The 22,901-nt window shown below is 62.9% G+C and carries 19 protein-coding genes; 13 read left to right on the forward strand and 6 right to left on the reverse strand.

Going from position 1 to position 22,901, the window contains the following annotated elements:
* Positions 1 to 16: 16 nt before the first annotated feature.
* Entirely contained in the window at positions 17 to 1,375 is a 1,359-nt protein-coding gene (locus EOB36_RS04880) for an NAD(P)/FAD-dependent oxidoreductase (protein ID WP_128284413.1), read from the reverse strand.
* A gap of 257 nt (positions 1,376 to 1,632) precedes the next feature.
* Between EOB36_RS04880 and EOB36_RS04885 the strand changes: the two genes are divergently transcribed.
* Positions 1,633 to 2,343: an XRE family transcriptional regulator gene (locus tag EOB36_RS04885; RefSeq protein WP_095483896.1), complete on the forward strand. Its 711-nt coding sequence runs from the start codon at positions 1,633 to 1,635 to the stop codon at positions 2,341 to 2,343.
* Between the two features lie 213 nt (positions 2,344 to 2,556).
* Here the strand turns inward: EOB36_RS04885 and EOB36_RS04890 are convergent, their stop codons facing one another.
* The 4 genes from EOB36_RS04890 to EOB36_RS04905 are packed head-to-tail and all read right to left on the reverse strand — an operon-like array spanning position 2,557 to position 6,313.
* Positions 2,557 to 3,597, reverse strand: coding sequence for a DUF3445 domain-containing protein (locus tag EOB36_RS04890; RefSeq protein WP_128284414.1), 1,041 nt, complete (start codon positions 3,595 to 3,597; stop codon positions 2,557 to 2,559).
* Positions 3,598 to 3,606: 9 nt separating this feature from the next.
* Positions 3,607 to 4,572, reverse strand: coding sequence for a PDR/VanB family oxidoreductase (locus EOB36_RS04895; RefSeq protein WP_128284415.1), 966 nt, complete (start codon positions 4,570 to 4,572; stop codon positions 3,607 to 3,609).
* Positions 4,569 to 5,165, reverse strand: a complete 597-nt coding sequence (locus tag EOB36_RS04900) for a dimethylamine monooxygenase subunit DmmA family protein (RefSeq protein WP_128284416.1) — start codon at positions 5,163 to 5,165, stop codon at positions 4,569 to 4,571. Before EOB36_RS04900 ends, EOB36_RS04895 begins: the two co-directional genes overlap by 4 nt.
* Before the next feature lie 14 nt (positions 5,166 to 5,179).
* The gene (locus EOB36_RS04905; RefSeq protein ID WP_128284417.1) at positions 5,180 to 6,313 is read right to left on the reverse strand and encodes an aminomethyltransferase family protein; all 1,134 of its coding nucleotides are present in this window, start codon (positions 6,311 to 6,313) and stop codon (positions 5,180 to 5,182) included.
* Between the two features lie 168 nt (positions 6,314 to 6,481).
* Here EOB36_RS04905 and EOB36_RS04910 point away from each other — a divergent pair, with 168 nt between their 5' ends.
* The 12 genes from EOB36_RS04910 to EOB36_RS04965 all read left to right on the forward strand — a co-directional run bounded on the left by EOB36_RS04910 (position 6,482) and on the right by EOB36_RS04965 (position 22,543).
* Positions 6,482 to 7,879 (forward strand): ammonium transporter, encoded by a 1,398-nt coding sequence (locus EOB36_RS04910; RefSeq protein ID WP_128284418.1) that lies wholly within the window; start codon positions 6,482 to 6,484, stop codon positions 7,877 to 7,879.
* A 52-nt stretch (positions 7,880 to 7,931) separates the two neighbouring features.
* Positions 7,932 to 8,120 carry a hypothetical protein gene (locus EOB36_RS04915; RefSeq protein WP_245467611.1) on the forward strand — a complete coding sequence of 63 codons (189 nt, stop codon included), beginning with the start codon at positions 7,932 to 7,934 and terminating at the stop codon, positions 8,118 to 8,120.
* A 131-nt stretch (positions 8,121 to 8,251) separates the two neighbouring features.
* Positions 8,252 to 9,148, forward strand: coding sequence for a glutamine amidotransferase family protein (locus EOB36_RS04920; protein WP_128284420.1), 897 nt, complete (start codon positions 8,252 to 8,254; stop codon positions 9,146 to 9,148).
* A gap of 4 nt (positions 9,149 to 9,152) precedes the next feature.
* Positions 9,153 to 9,887, forward strand: a complete 735-nt coding sequence (locus tag EOB36_RS04925; RefSeq protein WP_128284421.1) for a GXGXG domain-containing protein — start codon at positions 9,153 to 9,155, stop codon at positions 9,885 to 9,887.
* Positions 9,888 to 9,893: 6 nt separating this feature from the next.
* Positions 9,894 to 11,222, forward strand: coding sequence for an FMN-binding glutamate synthase family protein (locus EOB36_RS04930; RefSeq protein ID WP_128284422.1), 1,329 nt, complete (start codon positions 9,894 to 9,896; stop codon positions 11,220 to 11,222).
* A 35-nt stretch (positions 11,223 to 11,257) separates the two neighbouring features.
* Positions 11,258 to 12,565, forward strand: a complete 1,308-nt coding sequence (glnT, locus tag EOB36_RS04935) for a type III glutamate--ammonia ligase (protein ID WP_128284423.1) — start codon at positions 11,258 to 11,260, stop codon at positions 12,563 to 12,565.
* 83 nt (positions 12,566 to 12,648) lie between these two features.
* A complete protein-coding gene (locus EOB36_RS04940; protein WP_128284424.1) occupies positions 12,649 to 13,902 on the forward strand; it encodes a sarcosine oxidase subunit beta family protein in 1,254 nt (417 codons plus the stop codon).
* 16 nt (positions 13,903 to 13,918) lie between these two features.
* The gene (locus EOB36_RS04945; protein ID WP_127206127.1) at positions 13,919 to 14,194 is read left to right on the forward strand and encodes a sarcosine oxidase subunit delta; all 276 of its coding nucleotides are present in this window, start codon (positions 13,919 to 13,921) and stop codon (positions 14,192 to 14,194) included.
* The gene (locus EOB36_RS04950) at positions 14,194 to 17,178 is read left to right on the forward strand and encodes a sarcosine oxidase subunit alpha (RefSeq protein ID WP_128284425.1); all 2,985 of its coding nucleotides are present in this window, start codon (positions 14,194 to 14,196) and stop codon (positions 17,176 to 17,178) included. The genes EOB36_RS04945 and EOB36_RS04950 overlap by 1 nt, the downstream gene beginning before the upstream one ends.
* A complete protein-coding gene (locus EOB36_RS04955; RefSeq protein WP_128284426.1) occupies positions 17,171 to 17,800 on the forward strand; it encodes a sarcosine oxidase subunit gamma family protein in 630 nt (209 codons plus the stop codon). The genes EOB36_RS04950 and EOB36_RS04955 overlap by 8 nt, the downstream gene beginning before the upstream one ends.
* A 268-nt stretch (positions 17,801 to 18,068) precedes the next feature.
* The gene (locus tag EOB36_RS04960) at positions 18,069 to 20,438 is read left to right on the forward strand and encodes an aminomethyltransferase family protein (RefSeq protein ID WP_128284427.1); all 2,370 of its coding nucleotides are present in this window, start codon (positions 18,069 to 18,071) and stop codon (positions 20,436 to 20,438) included.
* A gap of 395 nt (positions 20,439 to 20,833) precedes the next feature.
* Entirely contained in the window at positions 20,834 to 22,543 is a 1,710-nt protein-coding gene (locus tag EOB36_RS04965; protein WP_128284428.1) for an APC family permease, read from the forward strand.
* Positions 22,544 to 22,707: 164 nt separating this feature from the next.
* Here EOB36_RS04965 and EOB36_RS04970 read toward each other — a convergent pair.
* On the reverse strand, positions 22,708 to 22,901 hold a 194-nt coding region (locus EOB36_RS04970), incomplete at its 5' end, for an aldehyde dehydrogenase family protein (protein ID WP_128284429.1).

A 22,901-nucleotide genomic window follows, 5' to 3' on the forward strand; every position in this document is an offset into this window, starting at 1 on the left:
CGGAGCGCTTGGTGGTCTACTCCGCAGCCACTCCCTTTACCTCGAGATAGCTTTCCATCGAGTCGTCCATCGCCTGCAGCCAGGTCGTATGGTGCAGCGGTGCCATCGTGCCGGTCATCAGCGAGCGGTAGGCGTGGTCGCGGAAGCTCATAATGTCTTCCACCTTGTGGTGCTCCCACTCCATGAAGGTTTGGTTGACAGCCTCGACGTCGAAGCCGGGATAGTCGGTCTGCTCCATCAGCTCCTTGGTGTAGTCGCCCTGGAACCAGATCATCTGCTCGGCGTCTTCCAGCGTTTCCTCGCGCGCCCGCCACTTCCTGCCGTGTTCCGCCATCGCCTCGGCCGAAGGCAGCTTGATGCGGCCCATGATGACATCGCGCGCGAACCAGGCCTGCGCGTCGAACATGTTGAAGGTGTAGAACTGGTCCTGCATGCCAATATAGGACAGCCGCGGGTTCTTCTCCCAGACGACGCCCTCGTAGAGCCCGTCCGGCCACATGCGGTTGGCGGTCTTGAGCTTCAGATCCTCGGTGAGGAACGGGAAGGCGTGCAGGTAGCCGGTGCACAGGATGATGGCGTCGACATCCCTGGTGCTGCCGTCCTTGAAATGCGCGGTCTTGCCGATGACCTTCTGCAGCAGCGGCACTTCCTTCCAATTGTCAGGCCATTTGAAGCCCATCGGCTTCGAGCGGTAGCTGGAGGTGATCGATTTCGCGCCGTATTTGTAGCATTGCGAGCCAATATCCTCGGCCGAATAGGAGCGGCCGATGATCAATATGTCCTTGCCCTTGAATTCCATGGCGTCGCGGAAATCGTGGCTGTGCAGGATGCGGCCGTTGAAGGTCGAAAAGCCCTCGAAATAGGGGACGTTGGGCACGGAAAAATGCCCGGAGGCAACGACGACGTTGTCGAACTCCTCCGAATAGGTGACGTCGTTGGCGCGGTCATGCGCGGTGACGGTGAACTTTTTCGTCGCGTCGGAGAAGGTCACCATGCGCACCGGGCTGTTGAAGCGCACCCATTTGCGCACGCCGGATTTTTCGACGCGGCCCTTGATGTAGTCCCACAGCACGGCGCGCGGCGGATAGGAGCCGATCGGCCGGCCGAAATGCTCCTCGAACGTATAGTCGGCGAATTCGAGGCATTCCTTCGGTCCGTTCGACCAGAGGTAACGGTACATCGAGCCATGCACCGGGTCGCCATGCTCGTCGAGGCCGGTGCGCCAGGTGTAATTCCACAGGCCGCCCCAGTCGGACTGCTTTTCGAAGCAGACGATTTCCGGGATGTCCGCGCCCTTGTCGGCAGCCGACTTGAAGGCTCGAAGCTGGGCCATGCCGGAAGGTCCGGCCCCAATGACGGCAACACGACTTTTCATTGCGGGCCTCCCGATCTCATTTCTCTAACGAAACAAATTTCACTGACAGGACAGTAATTGCCCCTTCGATGCTGTCAACAGGCCTTGTTGCGAAACCTCGTTTTCGCCGGGCCGGATTTCAGCGAAACCTGATCGTCACGGGTATGGAAAACAAACAAATCGATCGTGGATCGTTGTGTGGCGGTTGCGCTCCTGTATCGGCACCGAATATGTTCACCGTGAGTGAAATAAATCCGCAAAACCCCCGGGGTGGCGACATGGCGAAGAAAGCTTCCAATTTCAGGAATGGGGCAGCCCCCGCCAAGACCAAGCCATCGCCGAAGGGCGTGGCAACGATCCGGACGCCACTGACCCAGGACCCGCACGCCGTTCGCGATATCCGCGAAAAAGTCCTGGAGGTGGCGATCGGCCGCGAGGTGCGGGCGTTTCGCAAAAAACTCGGCATCACCGTCGCCGATCTTGCGGCTGCCACCGACATTTCGCTTGGCATGCTGTCGAAGATCGAAAACGGCATCACCTCGCCGTCGCTGACGACATTGCAGGCGCTGTCACGAGCGCTCGGCGTTCCGGTCACCGCTTTCTTTCGCCGCTTCGAGGAAGAGCGCAGCGCCGTCTTCGTCAAGGCTGGCGAAGGGCTCGATGTCGAGCGGCGCGGCACGCGTGCCGGCCACCAGTACAATCTTCTCGGCCATATCGGCTCGAACACCAGCGGTGTTGTCGTCGAGCCCTATCTGATCACGCTGACCGAGGATTCCGATGTGTTTCCGACCTTCCAGCATGAAGGCATGGAGTTTCTCTACATGCTCGAGGGCGAGGTCGTTTACCGGCACGGCAGCAATCTCTACCCAATGAAGCCCGGCGACAGCCTGTTCTTCGACGCGGATGCGCCGCACGGGCCGGAAGTGCTGACGCAACTGCCGATGCGCTATCTCTCGATCATCTGCTATCCGCAGAGTAGTGCGGGGTGAGAGTTCGATCTCCCCCCTCGTGGGGGAGATGTCCGGCAGGACAGAGGGGGGCGCCATAGAGCGCCAACCTCGCGCCTGTCCTACGACCAGCAGAGAACCAGGTTGAGGGCGCAATTACGATCGATTGAGAGGTTGGCGGGACAGCGCCCCCTCTGCCCTGCCGGGCATCTCCCCCACGAGGGGGGAGATTGGCAGCTTCGGCGACGGCAGCAGTCAATCCGGTCCAAACCCTGCTGACGTCGGGCTGCCATCATCCAGCTTCGACAGCCACTCGAGCAGCGTCGGCCGATAGCGCGTCAGGCCTTTGTAATTGACGAGTTCCTCGGGCAGGTCGCGGATGACGCGATGCAGGCGCCTTGCCCATTTCGGCTGCGTCACTAGCTCGTCCATCTTGATCAGATAACAGCGGATCGGGAAGACGATGCCGTTCGAGCGCGGCAGCCGCCAGAAGCTCTGCAATTCGACGCGCAGATGGACCTTGTCGCCGACGTTTTCGGGCGTCACCGTCGTCCGGTCCGGTCCCCATTTGTGATAATTTTCCGGACTGGTGTCGAGGCGCGGATTGATGGTCATCGTCCAGTTCAGGCGGCGCGCCGGCTTGCCTTGCTGGATGTTGGTAAGGAACTTCAGCGCCCGGACGAATATGCCCTTCTCATGCGCCAACGGCACCGGCGCGTGCCATTCGAAGAAGTTCATGCCGATATCGAAATCCAGCGACCAGTCGGCCTGGGTGGTGACCATGCCGGCGTCCATCCACAGATTGCCGTCGCGCTGGTCGAGGATGCAGAAATCGCCCTGGCTCTGGCGCGTGATGTATTCCATCGGCCCATAGGGCAGTGTCGACACGTCGCCGAAGGTGAAGGTGTCGTCGATGCCGAGCGGCCGGTTGATCCAGCGCCAGCGGTCACCGTCGCGCATCAGCGTGAAATGCTCGGGATAGCCCAGCGCCTGCTGTTCCATCAGAAGTTCGAGCAGGTCCCAGCCGGCCAGCGTCATGTGCGGCAGCGACTGGCAGCGCAGCGGGTCCTCGGCCAGCACCAGCGCGCGGTCCTGCATCTCGGCGACATAGTGCTCGTCGACGTCGATCAGGTTTTCGAGCACGCTGCCCTTCGGCCCCAGAACATGAGGCTCGATGTTGACCGCATACATGTAGCTGTCTTCGTGGAACGGGAACGGAAACCGCCTGATGTGCTCCGGGCTGTTCTTGAAGGTGAAGTCGTCGCGGAACGTTTCCTTGCGGAAGGTGATGCCCAAGCCCGCCTCCTATCTTTCCAGAACCAGCGACCTGCCCTCGAAGCGCGAGACGCAGGGCATGACCTTCTTGCCGCAACGATGCTCTTCCTCGCTCAGCCAGTGGTCGTTGTGAATGAATTTGCCGTCCGAAGAAATGACGTTGGTTTCGCACTGGCCGCAGACGCCGCCGCGGCAGAGATAGGGCGGATCGACGCCGGCGGCCTCGATCGCCTCAAGCAGGCTCTGCTGCTCGCCGACGCGGATCGTCTTGCCGCTGACAGCCAGCGTCACGTCGAATGGGGCGCCGGGCTGGGGGGCTGCGAAATGCTCGAAATGCACGGTTTCCGCCGGCCAGCCGAGCGCGGCGGCACGGTCGCGCACCCAGCCGATCATGCCCGACGGGCCGCAGACATAGAGATGTGTACCGAGCGGCTGCGACGACAGCAGCCGGTCGAGCTCGATGCGCTCGTCGCGGTCGTCGTGGTAGAGCCTGACCCGGCGGTCGTAACGCTCTCTGAGCACATCGGCATAGGTGCCGAGCGAGGCGGTGCGGCAGGTGTAGTGCAATTCGAAATTGCCGCCTTCCGCCGCCAGCTGCGCGGTCTGCGCCATGAACGGCGTGATGCCGATGCCGCCGGCCAGCATCAGGTGTTTTTTGGCGCGCAGATCGAGCGAGAACAGATTGACGGGATAGCTGATCACCATCTCCATGCCGGGCCTGACGCTCCGGTGCATGAACAGCGAGCCGCCGCGGCCGACATCGTCGCGGCGCACCGAGATCGTGTATTCGCGCGTGTCGAGCGGCGAGCCCATCAGCGAATAGGGGTTGAGCCTGGTCCGCTCGCCGTCTCGCATCTCGACGACGACATGGGCGCCGCCGGAGAATGTCGGCAGCAGCGCTTCGTCACGCCTGCGGAAATGGAAGCGCGTCACCAGTTCGTTGACCGGGACGACGTCGCTCACCACGACGTCAAGCTTGGTGGTGCCGGTGCTCATCGAAAGATCTCCTCCGTGGGAGGAATTTCGCTGCGGTCTTCCGCATTGATGCAGACGCCCTGGAATGCCGCGAGGCGCCTGGAATAGTGATCGCGTACCAGAAGAAGCAGGCCGCAATGCGAACAGGTTGCCGGCTGCGTCGTGACGTTCTCGGTGATGCCCTTGCAGTGAACGCACTGCATGCGGCGCGCCAGCGAGCCGCGGTGCTCGGTCTGGATCGAGGTATGGTCGATACCGGCTTCGAGCGCCGCCTGCATGGCTTGGCCGATCAGCCCCTCGGTGCCGGCGAGATAGAGGCGCAGGCCCATATGGGCGTTGGCAAGGGTCTGCTTCAGCCGCGGCAAGGCGCTGGCAAAGGAAGGTCCTTGGTAGAGTTGCGCCGGCTTCAGCGCCTCAAGGGCGGCGACATGCTTGCCCTCATCGCCGGGGATGAAGATGATGTGCGCATCGGCAAAGAAGCCGGCGGGCACCTTGGGTGACAGATCCGTTATCGCCAGCGCACCCTCTGCATCCGCCACGAAAAGATGGTGCTTGCCGGGCTGCGTGGACAGGGTCCCGTAGACCGGCCGGCTGATGATGCTTTTCGCTGCCATCCTCTCAGTATGCCTCAGCCTTTCGCCGTGCGCTTGGTCTTCTTCGGATCATCGAACGGAAGCGGCTCAGCCGTCGCGCTGATGGCGCCGCTCTTGTTGCGGATCTCGAGCCTTGTGCCCTGGACGGCGCAGTCGACGTCGAGCCGGGCGATGCCCATCGATTTCTTGACCAGCGGCGAATACATGGCGCAGGTCACCACGCCGACCCTTTTGCCGTCGCGATAGACCGGCGCGCCCTCGTCGGCCGGCTCCTTGCCTTCGAGCAGCACGCCGAAGATCTTGAAGCGCTCCTTGCCCTTGAGGCGGTAGTGCTCCTCGGCGCCGCGAAAGCCTGTCTTGCCGGGGCTGACGGTGAAATCGAGGCCGAGTTCCCACAGCGTATCGCCAGGGCCTTCGTTCTCGAACGGATACTTCTGCGAATTGTCGTAGGGGTAGAACAAGAGATAGCTCTCGACGCGCAGCATATCGAGCGTGGTGAACCGGCACGGAATGATGCCGGCGCTCTTGCCCTCGTCGAGGATGGTGTCCCAGATCGTGCCGGCATCCTGGCCGCGGCAGAATATCTCGTAGCCGCGCTCGCCGGTGTAGCCGGTGCGCGAGATCATCACCGGAAAACCGAACAGCCGGGTCTGCATGTGATGGAAATAGGCGAGGTCGCGAATGCCGGGGACATGCTTTGCCAGATAGTCGACGGCTGTCGGCCCCTGCAGCGAAAGGTCGTGCAGATTGTCGTCGAAGCGCAGCGAGACATCGCGGCCCATCGCGGCGCGTTGCAACTCCTCATGGCCGGTGCCCGAACCATGCACGACCATCCAGGCATTCGGACCGGTGCGGTAGAGGATGCAGTCGTCGGTGAATTTTCCCGCCTCGTTGAGCATGCAGGCATAGGCCGACTTGCCAGGATATATTTTCTCGACGTCGCGCGTCGTCGCCAGGTCGATCAGATGCGAGGCATGCGGCCCGGTGATGTGGACCTTCTTCAGGCCCGACACGTCCATCAGCCCGGCCTTGGTGCGGATGGCGATGTATTCCTCGTCGGCGTCCTTGTCGTAGGTCCAGGCGGTGCCCATCCCGCTCCAGTCTTCGAGCTTCGAACCGAGCGCACGATGGCGATCCGCCAAGGTCGAAAATCTCCAGGATGCCGTCATGGACTTGCTTCTCCTCAACATGATTGCCGACGTTTCGCCGCTGCAGGGCGCTGAGGGCGATGCGACGGTCCGCGCCATATTGACTCAAAACTCCAAAAGCGCGCAATACTAAGATGCAAAAAGTTTTACTGAGAGGCAAGGGACGCAACTAAACGGAGGGGACATGAAATGGAAGGGAATCTCAACGCTCTAACGACCATTTTCACGGAATTCTATTACTGGGTGACCATCGTCATGATGTTTCTCATCCATGTCGGGTTCTGCATGTACGAGGTCGGCGTGTCGCGTCGGCGCAATCACCTGAAAACGCTCATGAAGAACGCGATGGCGATCCCGCTCGTTACGATCACGTTCTATTTTTTCGGCTGGTGGATCTATTTCGGGTTCCCCAACGGGCCGGGCATCGCGGGCGGACTCGCCACCGCACCATTCGCCGAACCATGGAATCCGCTGATGGGCACCCACCTCTCCGGTGTCAATCCGGGCGAGACGGGGGTCACGCCTACCGACGCCGCGCTGTGGCATCGCCTCAATGGCGTGTTCTGGGGCGCCTTCCTGCTGTTCTCCATTACGACGGCGTCGATCATCTCGGGTTCGATCATAGAACGTGCTCGCTCGGGGGCGTTCTGGATCGTCGCGGTGCTGGTCGGTTCGGTCCTGTGGATTCTCGACGCATCCTGGGGCTGGCACCCGCAAGGCTGGATGGTGAAGCTCTGGGGCTATCATGATGCGTATGCATCGGGGGTTGTGCACGCAATCGCGGGCGGAGCGGCGCTCGCCTTTCTCATCGTGCTTGGTCCGCGCATCGGCAAGTTCAGGCCCGACGGCACTGCACGCGACATTCCGCCCCACAATGTTTGGCTGGTCACGATCGGCCTGTTCCTGATCTTCACCGGCTTCTGGGGCTTCTATGCCGCGTGCAACATTCCGTTGATCAGCCCGGCCACGATTGCCGGCCAGATCACCGGCGAAACCTGGACGGCAACCAACATCTATCTCGCGCCGACCACGCTCTCGGCGATCACCTTCAACTTCCTGATGTCGCTATCGGGCGGGATGCTGGCCGGCTACATCGTCTCGAAAGGCGATCCTTTCTGGACATTCTCCATGGGACTTTGCGGCGTTATCTCAACCTCGGCCGGCAACGACCTCTATCACCCGATCCAGGCACTGCTGATCGGCGCGATCATCCCGACCATCTGCTACAAGCTGCACTATTTCGTCGAGCGCCGCTTCAAGATCGACGATGCGGTGGGCGCTGTTGCCGTGCATGGTTATGGCGGATTCCTCGGGGTCGTGGTGGCGGGCTTCATGCTGTGGGGACAGCCATCCTCGCCCTACGAGGGCTTCGCGCATATCAACCCGCTCGGCAATTTCGCTGGTGCGGTGCTGATGTTCGTGCTCGGTTTCGTCCCAACCTTTGTAGTCTGCAAGATCCTCAACAGCATGAACCTCCTGCGCGTGCCGGCGAAGGTGGAACTCGAGGGCGTCGACTTTGCCCTCAACCATGCTTTCGAGGCGTCGGTCCGCGAAGTGGGAACCGCCGAAAAGGCCATGATCAAATAGTCAACGGACAAGGAGAACCGCAATGTCTACTAATGGAATGGAAAGCTGGGCCGTGGACCTCAAGGACGTCGGCGCGATCTACCCGTTTCAGGGTTCCGAAGTCGTGATGGTGATCATCGGCCTCGTCTTCTGGATCGGTTGGCACGTCCTCCAGACGCGCCACGAGAGCGCTGAAATCGAAGCCGATATGGCTGCGGATCGCACCGGAGAGGAAACGAGAAAGGCGATCGACCGCAATTAAGTCGTCATCGGGTCGTCTGGCGCGTCATTTGCGCCAGACGACTTGTCCAACATGAAAAAAACTTTCATGCGAGTTGAATTCGACTCATGAAGCTGGTAGCACCTAATCATACCTCACCTCGGGAGCCTGACATGTGCGGAATCGTCGGACTGTTTTTGAAGGACAAGTCGCTCGAGCCTCAGCTCGGCTCGATGTTGTCGCAGATGCTGATCTCGCTCAGCGATCGCGGTCCCGACAGCGCCGGCATCGCCATCTACGGCGCGCCAACCGGCAATGAGGCTAAGATCACCATCCAGTCGGCAAAGCCGGAGCGCGACTTCCGCGGTCTCGACGCCGAACTGGCCAAGGCCATCGGAGCCCCAGTCAGCATTGCGGTGAAGTCGACCCATGCAGTCGTCAGGACCACGCCCGCCAAGATCGATGAAGCGCGCGAGGCCATCCAGACGCTTCGCCCTGGTATCCGCATCATGGGCGCCGGCGATGTTGTCGAGATCTACAAGGAAGTCGGCCTGCCCGAAGCGGTCGTCGATCGTTTCGACGTGCGCAGCATGACCGGCACGCACGGCATCGGCCATACCCGCATGGCGACGGAATCGGCTGTCACAACGATGGGCGCGCATCCGTTTTCGACCGGCGCCGACCAGTGCCTGGTGCACAATGGCTCGCTGTCCAATCACAACAATGTCCGCCGCGAGCTGATCCGCGAAGGCATGACATTCGAAACCGAGAACGACACCGAAGTTGCGGCCGCCTATCTCTCCTCGCAGATGGCGCATGGCAAGAATCTCGGCGAGGCGCTGGAAGGCACGCTGAGCGACCTCGACGGCTTCTTCACCTTCGTCGTCGGCACCAAGAACGGCTTCGGCGTGGTGCGCGATCCGATCGCCTGCAAACCTGCCGTCATGGCCGAGACCGACCAGTATGTCGCCTTCGGCTCGGAATATCGCGCGCTCACCAAACTGCCCGGCATAGACAATGCGAGGATCTGGGAACCCGAGCCCGCAACCGTCTATTTCTGGGAGCACTGAGTTCATGCCAGCAATCAACGTCTCCAAGGCCGCGCGGGATCAAAGCCATGCATCGCGTGTCTTCGACCTCAGCGAAATGCCGCTGCGCGAGCTCAATCAGGCGCTTCACGATTTGACCCCTGGTTCGAACGAGACCGCCTGGGAAGTGCTTCATCCGAAAGGCAGCCATTCGGTCGCCGTCGGGGTCGACCAGCCGATCACCATCGATGTCCGCGGCAGCGTCGGCTATTATTGCGGCGGCATGAACGACGGCAGCACCATCACCGTGCATGGCTCGGCCGGACCTGGCGTCGGCGAGAATATGATGTCAGGCTCGATAACCGTCAAAGGCGATGCCAGCCAATATGCCGGCGCCACCGGCAGGGGCGGACTGTTGGTCATCGAAGGCAACGCGTCGTCGCGCTGCGGCATTTCGATGAAGGGCATCGACATCGTCGTCCATGGCAATATCGGCCACATGTCGGCGTTCATGGCGCAATCCGGCAATCTGGTGGTGCTGGGCGATGCCGGCGACGCACTCGGCGATTCCATCTACGAGGCGCGGCTCTTCGTGCGCGGCAAGGTCGAAAGCCTCGGCGCCGACTGCATCGCCAAGGAGATGCGGCCCGAGCACCTGGAGTTGCTGCAGGGCCTGCTCGACCGCGCCGGGGTGACCGGCGTCAAAGCGGCGGAATTCAAGCGTTACGGCTCGGCGCGCACGCTTTACAATTTCAACATCGACAACGCCGACGCGTATTGAGGCAGCATGACCTATCGCAACCCGCCGACGACGCCGCGCAAATCCGCGACCTTCGACGACTATACGCTCTCCGAGATCCGCCGCGCGGCGGCGACCGGCATCTATGACATCCGTGGCGCCGGCGCCAAGCGCAAACTGCCGCATTTCGACGACCTGCTGTTCCTCGGCGCCTCGATCTCGCGTTATCCGCTCGAAGGCTATCGCGAGCGCTGCGACACCAGTGTCGTGCTGGGCTCGCGCCATGCCAAGAAGCCGATCGAGCTGAAAATCCCGATCACCATCGCCGGCATGAGTTTCGGGTCGCTGTCCGGCCCGGCAAAAGAGGCCTTGGGCCGCGGCGCGACGCTGTCCGGCACCTCGACGACCACCGGCGACGGCGGCATGACCGAGGAAGAGCGCGGCCACTCGCAGACGCTGGTCTATCAATATCTGCCTTCGCGCTACGGCATGAACCCGCGCGATTTGCGCCGGGCCGATGCGATCGAGATCGTCGTCGGCCAGGGCGCCAAGCCCGGCGGCGGCGGCATGCTGCTTGGCCAGAAGATCTCCGACCGGGTCGCCGAAATGCGCACGCTGCCGAAGGGCATCGACCAGCGCTCGGCCTCGCGTCATCCCGACTGGACCGGGCCGGACGATCTCGAGATCAAGATCCTGGAGCTGCGCGAAATCACCGACTGGGAAAAGCCGATCTACGTCAAGGTCGGCGGCGCGCGGCCCTACTACGATACAGCCCTTGCAGTGAAGTCAGGCGCAGATGTCGTCGTCATCGACGGCATGCAGGGCGGCACCGCCGCAACCCAGGAAGTGTTTATCGAGAATGTCGGCCAGCCGACGCTTGCCTGCATCAGGCCGGCGGTGCAGGCGCTGCAGGATCTCGGCATGCACCGCAAGGTGCAGCTGATCGTCTCTGGCGGCATCCGCAACGGCGCCGATGTCGCCAAAGCGCTGGCGCTCGGCGTCGACGCGGTGTCGATCGGCACGGCAGCACTTGTCGCGCTCGGCGACAACGACCCGCGCTGGGAGGCGGATTACAACGAGCTTGGCACCACAGCCGGCGCCTATGACGACTGGCATGAGGGGCGCGATCCGGCCGGCATCACCACGCAGGACCCCGACCTGATGAAGCGGGTCGATCCGATCGCCGCCGGACGGCGATTGGCGAATTACCTGAAGGTGATGACGCTGGAGGCGCAGACCATTGCCCGTGCGTGCGGCAAGAACAGCCTGCACAATCTCGAGCCCGAGGATCTCGTCGCGCTCACGATCGAAGCCGCCGCCATGGCCGGCGTGCCGCTGGCCGGCACCAACTGGATACCGGGGAAGAACGGCTTCTAAGACATCACAACAAATTCCGTAAGCGAGGAACTATAATGGGGAACGATCTCGCCGCCTTTGCCAAAGAGAAGGGCGTCAAATATTTCATGATATCCTACACGGACCTGTTCGGCGGCCAGCGCGCCAAGCTGGTACCGGCGCAGGCCATCGCCGACATGCAGAAGGACGGTGCCGGCTTTGCCGGCTTTGCCACCTGGCTCGACCTGACGCCGGCGCATCCCGACATGCTGGCGGTGCCGGATCCGGATTCGGTTATCCAGTTGCCGTGGAAGCCGGAGGTCGCCTGGGTCGCCGCCAACTGCATCATGGACGACAAATCGGTCGCCCAGGCGCCGCGCAACACGCTGAAGCGGCTGATTGCCGAGGCAGCCGGCGACGGCATGCATGTCAAGACCGGCGTCGAGGCCGAATTCTTCCTGATCTCGCCGGACGGCAAGACGATTTCCGACGAATACGACACGGCGTCGAAGCCCTGCTACGACCAGCAGGCGGTGATGCGCCGCTACGATGTCATCGCCGAGATCTGCGACTACATGCTGGCGCTCGGCTGGGGCGCCTACCAGAACGACCATGAGGACGCTAACGGCCAGTTCGAAATGAACTGGGCTTTCGACGATGCGCTGGCGACCGCCGACAAGCATTCCTTCTTCAAGTTCATGGTGAGGTCCGTTGCCGAAAAGCACGGCCTGCGCGCCACCTTCATGCCAAAACCATTCCCCGGCCTGACCGGCAATGGCTGTCACGCGCACATTTCGGTGTGGGACAAGGACGGCAAGACCAATGTCTTTGCCGACAATGCCATGGAGCTCGGCCTGTCGGCGAAGGGCAAGAATTTCCTTGGCGGCATCATGAAGCATGCCTCGGCACTTGCCGCGATCACCAACCCGACGGTCAATTCCTACAAGCGCATCAACGCGCCGCGCACCATTTCGGGCGCGACCTGGGCGCCCAACTCGGTGACCTGGACCGGCAACAACCGCACCCACATGGTGCGCGTGCCCGGCCCCGGCCGCTTCGAGCTGCGCCTGCCCGACGGCGCGGCTAACCCTTATCTGCTGCAGGCCGTCATCATCGCCGCCGGCCTCGACGGCATCCGCTCGAAGGCCGATCCCGGCAGGCGCTACGACATCGACATGTACCAGTTCGGACACACGGTGGAGGGCGCGCCGAAGCTGCCGCTCAACCTGCTCGATGCATTGCGCGAGTTCGACAATGACAAATCGCTCAAGGCGGCGCTGGGTGAGGAATTCTCGTCGGCTTACCTAAAGCTCAAGCACCAGGAATGGAATTCCTATGCTTCCCACTTCACCCAGTGGGAGCGTGACCACACGCTGGATATCTAGAGCATCGGACCGAAGCGGTTTTCGGATGAATCCGATGCGTCAAGAAAGGTCCTGCGTGGCGCGAGCGACCTCGGAATAGATTTATGAGATACTCGATCTTCTCCCTCGCCCGCGCCGCGCTTTCCGGCCACAAGACCTGGCAGCGCACCTGGCGCGACGCCAGCCCGAAGGATCACTACGACGTGGTGATCATCGGTGGCGGCGGCCACGGCCTGGCGACGGCATGGTTCCTGGCCAGCGAGTACGGCATCAGGAATGTCGCCGTGCTGGAAAAGGGCTGGATCGGCTCTGGCAATGCCGGCCGCAACACCACCATCATCCGCTCCAATTACGGGCTGCCCGGCAACACCGGCTTCTACGAGCTGTCGATAAAGCTGTGGGAGCGCATGGAGCAGGACCTCAACTACAACACCATGGTCAGCCAGCGCGGCGTCATCAACCTCTATCATTCAGACGCGCAGCGCGACGCCTATGCGCGGCGTGGCAACACCATGCGCATCAACGGCATCGATGCCGAATTGCTCGACTTGGCGGCGGTCAAGAAGATGATGCCGTTCCTGAACTTCGACAATGCGCGCTTTCCCGTGCAAGGCGGGCTGTTGCAGCGGCGTGGCGGCACGGCGCGCCACGACGCCGTGGTCTGGGGCTACGCCCATGCGGCGAGTGCGCTCGGCGTTGACATCATCCAGAATTGTGAGGTGACAGGTTTTTCGCGCGACGCCAACGGCAAGCTGACCGGGGTCGAGACGACACGCGGCAAGATCGGCGCCGGCAAGGTCGGCATGGCCGTTGCCGGCAGTTCGTCGCGCGTCGCGGCGATGGCGGGCCTGCGCCTGCCGATCGAAAGCCATGTGCTGCAGGCCTTCGTTTCCGAGGCGATCAAGCCGCTGATCCCCAACGTCATGACCTTCGGCGCCGGCCATTTCTACGTCAGCCAGTCCGACAAGGGCGGGCTGGTCTTCGGCGGGGACATCGACGGCTACAATTCCTATGCCCAGCGCGGCAACATGCCAGTCATGGAAGACGTGTGCGAGGGCGGCATGGCGCTGATGCCGATGATCGGTCGCGTGCGCCTGTTGCGGCAATGGGGTGGCATCATGGACATGTCGATGGACGGCTCGCCGATCATCGACAAGACGCCGGTGGACGGGCTCTATCTCAACGCCGGCTGGTGCTATGGCGGCTTCAAGGCGACGCCCGGCTCCGGTCTTGTCTTTGCTCATCTTCTGGCCCGCGACGAATTGCACAAGGAGGCGGCCCGTTTCCGCCTCGACCGGTTCCGGCGCGGCGCGATGATCGATGAAAAGGGCGTCGGCGCCCAACCGAACCTGCACTGAGGACTTTCCAGAAAACATGCGTATTGTCTGTCCCTTCTGCGGCGAACGCGAACTCGGCGAGTTCACCTATCTGGGCGACGCCAAGCCGGTGCGTCCGGCGGCCGGCGCCTCGGAGGACGACGTCTTCGACTACGTCTATCTGCGCGACAACATTGCCGGCGAGACGACCGAGCATTGGTATCATGGCGGCGGCTGCCGGGCCTGGCTGAAGATCACCCGCAACACGCTGACACACGAGATTTCGTCGGTCGAGCCGGCGGCGGGCGTCGGTGCCGCCAAGGTTGGCGCCTGATGGTTAGCCGCGCACAGACACACCGGCTGGAGAGCGGCGGCCTTATCGATCGTTCGGCACCGCTGAATTTTCGCTTCGACGGCAAAACCTTTGCCGGCTTCGAGGGCGACACGCTTGCCTCGGCCCTGATCGCCAATGGCGTCAAGCTGGTCGGCCGCTCGTTCAAATACCACCGGCCGCGCGGCATCCTGACCGCAGGCTCAGAAGAGCCCAATGCGCTGGTCGAGCTGCGAACGGGGGCGCGGCGCGAGCCAAACACCAAGGCGACCACAGCCGAGCTTTATGACGGTCTCGAAGCAGCCAGCCAGAACCGCTGGCCGTCGCTGCGGCACGATCTGATGGCGGTGAACCAGCTGTTCGCGCCGATCTTCGTTGCCGGCTTCTACTACAAGACCTTCATGTGGCCGGCAAAATTCTGGGAAGCGATCTACGAGCCGGCAATCCGCCGCGCCGCCGGTCTTGGCCGCGCAGCTGGCGTCGCCGATCCCGACCATTACGACAAGGCCTGGGCGTATTGCGACGTTCTGATCGCCGGTTCCGGCCCGGCCGGGCTGGCGGCAGCGCTTGCCGCCGGGCGCAGCGGCGCCCGCGTCATCCTCTGCGAGGAAGATTTTGCGCTTGGCGGCCGCCTGCTTGCCGATGGCGGCACGATCGACGGCATGACGGCGGCCGAATGGATCTCCCGCACGCTGGCCGAGCTCACGACGCTGCCCGATGTCCGCATCATGAGCCGCACGACACTGTTCGGCGTCTATGATGGCGGCACTTATGGCGCGATCGAGCGGGTCAACGATCATCTGCCCTCCCCGCCGGAGCATCAGGTGCGCCAGCGGCTGTGGCGGATCGTGGCAAAGCGCTCGATTGTTGCCGCCGGCGCCATCGAACGGCCGATCGTCTTTGCCGGCAACGACACGCCCGGCGTGATGATGGCTTCGGCAATGCGGACCTATGTCGAGCGCTATGCGGCAACCCCTGCGAAGAGGATCGCGCTGTTCACCAACAATGAGGATGGCTGGCGGACTGTCGAGACCGCGCTTGGCGCCGGATTGCAGATCGCAGCGGTCGTCGACGCGCGCCCGGATGTGTCGGCTGCGCATCGCGCGCTTGCCGCCAAGGCCGAGTTTCCCGTGTTGAACGGTTCGGTCGCTGGTGTCGAAGGCGGCAAGGACGGCGTCAGGAAAATCTCGGTATCGCTGACCGGCGGTGCGCGCGCCGAGGTCGAAGCCGACGGGCTTGCCGTTTCCGGCGGCTGGAATCCGGCGGTCGGGCTGACGTCCTATCATCGCGGCCGGCCGAAATGGCAGGATGATATATCGGCCTTCGTGCCGGACAGCGCCCCACCTGGCATGGTGGCCGCCGGTGCCGCCAACGGAGCCTTCGGCCTTGGTGCGTGCCTGCGCCAAGGCTTTGCCGCCGGTGCGGCTGCGGCACAGAGCGCCGGACACAGGGGCAATGCCGGCACGCCGCCCGTCGCCGACGACGAGGCTTTTTCGCTGACCCCGCTCTGGCATGTCGCCGGTAAAGGCAAGGCCTTTGTCGACTACCAGCATGACGTCACCGCTTCCGACATCGAACTGGCGCAGCGCGAAGGCTTTGAATCGGTCGAGCATCTGAAACGCTATACGACGCTCGGCATGGCCACCGACCAGGGCAAGACCTCGAATGTCGCCGGCCTCGCCATCATGGCGGCGGTGTCAGGCAGATCCATCCCCGAGACCGGCACGACGATTTACCGTCCGCCCTATGTGCCGGTCGCCATCGGCGCCTTTGCCGGCCATCATCGCGACGAGAACTTCCATGCGACAAGACTGACGCCGTCGCACCACTGGGCAGCCGAACAGGGCGCGGTGTTCGTCGACACCGGCCTGTGGAAGCGCGCGCAATGGTATCCGCGCGCCGGCGAGAAGGACTGGCTGGAATCGGTCACCCGCGAGGTCAAGGCGGTGCGCTCTGCCGTCGGCTTCTGCGATGTCTCGACGCTCGGCAAGATCGATGTGCACGGGCCGGATGCCGGCGCCTTCCTCGACCGCGTCTATATCAACACCTTCTCCAGTCTGGCTGTGGGAAAAGCGCGCTACGGGCTGATGCTGCGCGAGGACGGCATGGTCTATGACGACGGCACCACGTCGCGGTTGGCCGAGGATCATTATTTCCTGACCACCACCACCGCCAAGGCCGGCCCGGTGATGCAGCATCTCGAATTCTGCCGGCAGGTGCTGTTTCCTGAACTCGACGTGCAATTGACGTCGGTGTCCGACCAGTGGGCGCAATTCTCGATTGCCGGGCCGAAAACCCGGGACCTGCTTCGCGAAGTCGTCGATCCCGCCGAGGATCTGTCGAACGAGGGCTTTCCGTTCATGGGCGCGCGGGAAGTGGCGCTGCGCGGCGGCATCAAGGCGCGGCTGTTCCGCATCTCGTTCTCCGGCGAGATGGCATTCGAGATCTCGGTTCCGGCCCGCTACGGCGATGCGCTGGTGCGCAACCTGATGCTGGCCGGAAAGCCATTCGGCGTGACGCCCTATGGCACCGAGGCGCTCGGCGTCATGCGCATCGAAAAGGGCCATGTCGCCGGGCCGGAGCTGAACGGCACCACGATCGCCGCTGACCTCGGGCTCGGCAAGATGATGTCGACCAAGAAGGATTTTATCGGCCGCGTCATGGCCGGACGCGAGGCGCTGGTCGCGCAGGACCGACAGGTCGTGGTCGGCATCAAGCCGACGGACAGAGCGCGCCGCCTGCGCTCCGGCGCGCATATCATTCCGAAGGGCGAGATACCGGGTTCCGCCAACGACCAGGGCTATGTCACCTCGGTCTGCTTCTCGCCGACGCTCGACCAGTGGATCGGGCTGGCGCTTGTCGAGCGCGGCCGCGAGCGGATCGGCGAGATCGTCCATGCGCATGACCCGCTGCGCGGCGAAGACTATGACGTCGAGCTGTGCAATCCCGTCTTCTACGATCCGGATGGAGGGCGCCAGCGTGGCTGAATTTTCCTGGGTTTCCCGCAGTCCGTTGGAGCACGCGCTTGTCGTGGGCGCCTATGGCGCGCGTGACGTCGAACCGGGCATTTCGCTCACCGAGATCCGCAATTTCGACCTGATCCAGGTGATGGCGCGACGCGGCAAAGGGGCGGAACTGGCACGCACCGCCAAAGCCCGTTTCGGCATGGCGGCTCCGGATGTGCCGAAGGTGGTCTGCGCTTCGGACGTGACGCTCATCTGGTCGGGACCGGATCAGTTCTTCGTTCTGTCGAAGGGCGGCAAGCACACGACGGACATTTTGAGCCAGGCGTTTTCGCAATCGGCTTCGCTGTCCGACCAGTCGCATGCGCGCGCCCTGATCAGTGTTTCGGGAGCCAAGGCGCGCGCCATGCTGGCCAAGCTGTCGTCGATCGATCTGCACCCGGCGGCATTTTCGATCGACGCCGCTGCCGCGACATCGATCGATCATACCAGTGTCAATCTCTGGCGCGGCAATGACCGGCCAGATGGGCAGGCGGTGTTCAACCTTCTGGTTTTTGCAACCTTCGCCGAAAGCCTGTGGCACACGATGCTCGACGCGGCCGCCGAGTATGGCGTCGACATCAGGCATTCGGAGGAATTGGGGTAGCGCCTGCCTCTTCCCTTCTCCCCCTGTGGGAGAAGGTGGATTGGCGCGTAGCGCCAAGACGGATGAGGGGTGTTGGACGGAGTGCGGCAATGCCTAGCTGGAGCACCCCTCATCCGACCGAGCTTCGCTCGGCCACCTTCTCCCACAGGGGGAGAAGGAAGAGCAGGCGTGCCACCTTCACCTTGCCAAATCCGGCCTTGCCGCCTATTCTTGCTGCTAAAATAATTTCACACACAGGCAAACTTGTTTCTCAAGACACAGGGTCGAGATGAGCCAGTCGCCCTACCCCGCCGTCGCAGCCGGACCGCCCCGGCCGAGCCTGATCCTGCGGCCCGGCCAGATCGCGTTGCCGGCCGGCATGGAGCGCTATTCCGTCCAAGGCAATGGCGCGGTGCTCATCGACGTCGAGGCCGGCGACACGATCAGCGTGCGCAACGTCGAAGGCGGGCAGGCTTGCGAGCTGCTGGCATGGGACAAGAGCGGCGCGACCGACCCCACCATTCTAGGCGAGAAATCGAACAGCAATGCCGCCGGCATCAAGGCGCTGCTGGCCGACGGCGACGACAGCCTCGCTTCCTTGCGCCGGGGGCTGGAGCGACGCCAGGTGCAGCTTGATCAGGCGAAGGCGGTCCGCGTCTTCGGCGGCGCCACCCCTGCCGGCACCGAACAGGGTTTTACCGTCGCCCGCGACGGCTCGATGCTCATTGCCGCCCCGGGTGGTCCGATGCTGGTCGACGGCCATGACACGGCGACGCCGCTTAGCGTCATCGTCCGCCGCGCCACGATCCGTCCGGCGGCGAAGTCGCAATTGGGCGATCCGCTCGCCGATCCGGTGCTCGATCTGCGCGTCCATTCGGCGACCGCGGAATCCTACTTCGTCAAGGCCGGCGACTATCTGCAGATCATCGATGTCGACGGGCGCCAATGCACGGACTTCCAGTGCTTTTCGGCGCGCAAGCTGGACAAGGGACGCGACCATCCGCTCGACGTGACGACCACCCGCACGCTGATGGGCTCGAGCTATCCGATGCCCGGCCTGCACTCGAAATATTACGACCAGGACATGGAGCCGCTGGTCGAGGTGGTGCAGGACACATGCGGCCGGCACGATGCGTTTGCGCTCGCTTGCGCCGCCAAATATTACGACGACATCGGCTACCCCGGCCACCCCAACTGCTCGGAGAATTTCAACCGCGCGCTGTCGGACAAGGGCGTGAGCCCCCGGGCCGGCTGGATGGCGATCAACTTCTTCTTCAACACGGCGATCGACGCGCATGGCGTCATGGTGTCGGACGAGCCGTGGTCGCGGCCGGGCGACTATGTGCTGCTGCGCGCCTTGACCGACATCGCCTGCGTCTCGTCCGCCTGTCCCGACGACACGACGCCGGCCAATGGCTGGAACCTGACCGACATCCATGTGCGGACCTATTCCGGCCAGCACAAATTCTCGCGAGCGATCGCCAGACGCATGACGCCCGATTCGGAACCGAAAATGACCCGCGAGACATCATTTCATTCGAGCTTTGCCAAGCACACCCGCAACTTCGTCGAGTACAGGGGCTATTGGCTGGCCAACTCCTTCGCTAGGCAAGGCCCTATCGACGAGTACTGGGCCTGCCGACAAGATGCCGTGATCATGGACCTGTCGCCGCTGCGCAAATTCGAGGTCACCGGCCCGGATTCCGAAGCGCTGCTGCAATACACGCTGACCCGCGACGTCAAGAAGCTCGGCGTCGGCCAGGTCGTCTATTCCGCCATGTGCTACGAACATGGCGGCATGATCGACGATGGCACGCTGCTCAGGCTCGGCAAGGATAATTTCCGCTGGGTCGGCGGCGACGATCTTTCCGGCGAATGGCTGCGCGAGACGGCAATGAGCCTCGGCCTCAACGTGCTGGTGCGCTCGTCCACCGACCAGATGCACAATGTCGCGGTGCAAGGGCCGAAGAGCCGCGACATCCTCAAGGAGATCATCTGGACCTCGCCGCTGCAGCCATCGATAGAGGAACTCGAATGGTTCCGTTTCGCCGTCGCGCGGATCGGCGGTGACAATGGCATTCCGGTCGTCGTCTCGCGCACCGGCTACACCGGCGAACTCGGCTACGAGATCTGGTGCCATCCGCGCGATGCCGAAAAGGTGTTCGACGCCATTTGGGAGGCCGGCCGGCCGCACGGCCTGAAGCCGATGGGACTGCAGGCGCTCGACATGGTGCGCATCGAGGCCGGGCTGATCTTTGCCGGCTATGAATTTTCCGACCAGATCGATCCGTTCGAGGCCGGCATCGGCTTCACCGTGCCGCTGAAGACCAAGGCCGACGATTTCATCGGCCGCGAGGCGCTGATCCGGCGCAAGGAAAACCCGCAGAAGAAGCTGGTCGGCCTCGACATCGACGCCAATGTCGCGGTCGGCCATGGCGATTGCGTCCATGTCGGCCGCGCCCGGATCGGCGAGGTCACCTCGAGCACGCGTTCGCCGGTGCTGAACAAGAACATCGCGCTGGCCAGGCTCGATGTCACCCATGCCGCCATCGGCACCGGGGTCGAGATCGGCAAGCTCGACGGCCACAGCAAGCGGCTGCCGGCGCGGGTCGTCGCCTTCGCCCATTACGACCCACAAAAGATCAGACCGCGTTCCTGACGGCAGCACCCCTTGCCTTCTCCCCCTGTGGGAGAAGGTGGATCGGCGCGCAGCGCCGAGACGGAAGAGGGGTGTTGGCCAGAGCGCTATCGGTGCCAAGCTGGAACACCCCTCATCTTGACCGAGCTTCGCTCGGCCACCTTCTCCCACAAGGGGGAGAAGGAAAGGCCGCACCGTCGTGCAGCATGCCGAGAAGCTTGCGTGTTCCACATCTGCGATGTGCACAGTTTCACAAAACGCTTGACGTGAAAGCGTGACCGATCAATCTTCACTGCCAAGAAAAAAATACTACTGAGCGGAAAACGCCTGAGGTCGTTCAACGCGTGCGTCGGTGACGCATCGCGAGGTGTCGGCCGTCGCCGATGGGGAACATCAAAAATGGGGAATTCACGTAAATGAGCACGATAGTCTCTGCCTTGGTGCCGGCTGCCGAAGGGAAGTTGCACCGGAACATCGATTGGCGCGGTGCCTTCTGGGTGGCAAGCGGCGTTCCCGCCCTTGTGCTGTTTTCGATCGGCGGCATTGCCGGCACGACCGGGAAGCTGGCCTTCCTAATCTGGACCGTGTCCATGATCATGGGCTTCCTGCAATCGTTCACCTATGCGGAAATCGCCGGCCTGTTTCCGAACAAGTCCGGCGGCGCCTCGATCTATGGCGCCACCGCCTGGCTGCGTTATTCCAAATTCATCGCGCCGCTTTCGGTGTGGTGCAACTGGTTCGCCTGGTCGCCGGTGCTGTCGCTCGGCTGCTCGATCGCTGCCGCCTACATCCTCAACGCGCTGGCGCCGGTGCCGCTGTTTACCGACACCTCGCCGGAAGTCCTTGCCTATATCGCGGCTAATGCCGGAACGAGTGCCGCCGACGCCATCGCGGCGGTGACCGCGGCCGCCACACCGGCGATCCGCAACTGGACGCTCTACGGTCACACGCTGGGTCCGGTTTCCTTCACCTTCAACGCCACCTTCTTCATCGGCGCGGTGCTGATGCTGATCATCTTCTCCATCCAGCATCGCGGCATCCTGGGCACGGCCAACGTGCAGAAATACATCGGCCTGTTCGTCATCATCCCGATGCTGATCGTCGGCGTCGTGCCGATCGTCACCGGCCAGATCGACTGGGCGAATTTTTCGCCACTGGTGCCGCTGGCGGCCGCTTACGCGCCGGAGCCCGGGGCGTGGAACATCGCTGGCTGGACGCTCGTTCTCGGCGGCATGTTCATCGCCGCCTGGTCGACCTACGGTTTCGAGACAGCCGTCTGCTACACGTCCGAGTTCAAGAATCCCGGCACCGACACCTTCAAGGCGATCTTCTATTCCGGCCTGCTGTGCATGCTGCTGTTCATCCTGGTGCCGTTCACCTTCCAGGGCGTGCTCGGCTTGAACGGCATGCTGGCGACCCCGATCGTCGATGGCTCCGGTGTTGCCGATGCCTTGGCCGGCATGGTCGGCGGCGGACAGCTCATCCATAGCCTGCTGGTGATGCTGATGATCCTGGCGCTGGTGCTGTGCATCATGACGGCGATGGCCGGTTCCTCGCGCACGCTCTACCAGGGCTCGGTCGATGGCTGGCTGCCGCGCTATCTCAGCCACGTCAACGAGCATGGCGCCCCAACCCGGGCGATGTGGACCGACCTGATCTTCAATCTGTTCGTGCTGGCCATCGCTTCGGCCGACGCAACCAGCTTCTTCTTCATCCTCGCCGTGTCGAATTGCGGATACATCATCTTCAACTTCCTCAACCTCAATGCCGGATGGATCCACCGCATCGACAACGGCCATATCGCGCGACCGTGGAGGGCACCGAGCTGGCTGCTTGGCCTCGGCGCCGTCCTTGCCTATGTCAACATGATCTTCATGGGCGCCGGTGCAAAGATCTGGAACCCGATGGCGCTGTGGGCAGGGCTGATCACGGCTGCCCTCATCATCCCAGTGTTCTGCTTCCGGCATTACGTCCAGGACAAGGGCAAATTCCCCGACCACATGCTGGCTGATCTCGGCATGACGTCGTCCGATCTCGCCGTCAGAAAGGCGGGCATCCTACCCTACCTGACGCTGATCGCCGGCGTCGTGGTGATGCTCCTCGCCAACTGGCTGTTCGTCATCTAACCCCGCCTCAAGGGATCAAGCGCGCGATGCACGCTTGATCCCCGCATGTTTTGTTCTTGCTTTGTTCCTGCAGTCATGCTACTAATTTAGCTGTAATGCTGATTCGCACCGATGACCCGCCGCCGAGGCGGGTTTTTCGTTTCAGGGCCTATTCGGCGGACTGTTCAGTCGATCTTGATGAACACGCCCTTGGTGTTGAGATACTCGTCGAGGTGCTCGACGCCGCCCTCGCGGCCGTAGCCGCTCATCTTGTAGCCGCCGAACGGCACGGCCGGATCGATGGCGTGGTAGGTGTTCACCCAGACCGAGCCGGCGCGGATTTTTCGTGATAGCTGGTGCGCGGTGGCGACATTGCGGG

The sequence above is a fragment of the Mesorhizobium sp. M6A.T.Cr.TU.017.01.1.1 genome (assembly GCF_004023115.1).
GTDB classification, from domain to species: domain Bacteria; phylum Pseudomonadota; class Alphaproteobacteria; order Rhizobiales; family Rhizobiaceae; genus Mesorhizobium; species Mesorhizobium mediterraneum.

Bases quoted from the DNA above. Each gene is read 5' to 3' on its own strand.
- EOB36_RS04880 (WP_128284413.1), bottom strand. From the start codon at position 1,375: ATGAAAAGTCGTGTTGCCGTCATTGGGGCCGGACCTTCCGGCATGGCC.
- EOB36_RS04885 (WP_095483896.1), top strand. From the start codon at position 1,633: ATGGCGAAGAAAGCTTCCAATTTCAGGAATGGGGCAGCCCCCGCCAAG.
- EOB36_RS04895 (WP_128284415.1), bottom strand. From the start codon at position 4,572: ATGAGCACCGGCACCACCAAGCTTGACGTCGTGGTGAGCGACGTCGTC.
- EOB36_RS04900 (WP_128284416.1), bottom strand. From the start codon at position 5,165: ATGGCAGCGAAAAGCATCATCAGCCGGCCGGTCTACGGGACCCTGTCC.
- EOB36_RS04905 (WP_128284417.1), bottom strand. From the start codon at position 6,313: ATGACGGCATCCTGGAGATTTTCGACCTTGGCGGATCGCCATCGTGCG.
- EOB36_RS04910 (WP_128284418.1), top strand. From the start codon at position 6,482: ATGGAAGGGAATCTCAACGCTCTAACGACCATTTTCACGGAATTCTAT.
- EOB36_RS04920 (WP_128284420.1), top strand. From the start codon at position 8,252: ATGTGCGGAATCGTCGGACTGTTTTTGAAGGACAAGTCGCTCGAGCCT.
- EOB36_RS04925 (WP_128284421.1), top strand. From the start codon at position 9,153: ATGCCAGCAATCAACGTCTCCAAGGCCGCGCGGGATCAAAGCCATGCA.
- EOB36_RS04930 (WP_128284422.1), top strand. From the start codon at position 9,894: ATGACCTATCGCAACCCGCCGACGACGCCGCGCAAATCCGCGACCTTC.
- glnT (WP_128284423.1), top strand. From the start codon at position 11,258: ATGGGGAACGATCTCGCCGCCTTTGCCAAAGAGAAGGGCGTCAAATAT.
- EOB36_RS04940 (WP_128284424.1), top strand. From the start codon at position 12,649: ATGAGATACTCGATCTTCTCCCTCGCCCGCGCCGCGCTTTCCGGCCAC.
- EOB36_RS04945 (WP_127206127.1), top strand. From the start codon at position 13,919: ATGCGTATTGTCTGTCCCTTCTGCGGCGAACGCGAACTCGGCGAGTTC.
- EOB36_RS04950 (WP_128284425.1), top strand. From the start codon at position 14,194: ATGGTTAGCCGCGCACAGACACACCGGCTGGAGAGCGGCGGCCTTATC.
- EOB36_RS04960 (WP_128284427.1), top strand. From the start codon at position 18,069: ATGAGCCAGTCGCCCTACCCCGCCGTCGCAGCCGGACCGCCCCGGCCG.
- EOB36_RS04965 (WP_128284428.1), top strand. From the start codon at position 20,834: ATGAGCACGATAGTCTCTGCCTTGGTGCCGGCTGCCGAAGGGAAGTTG.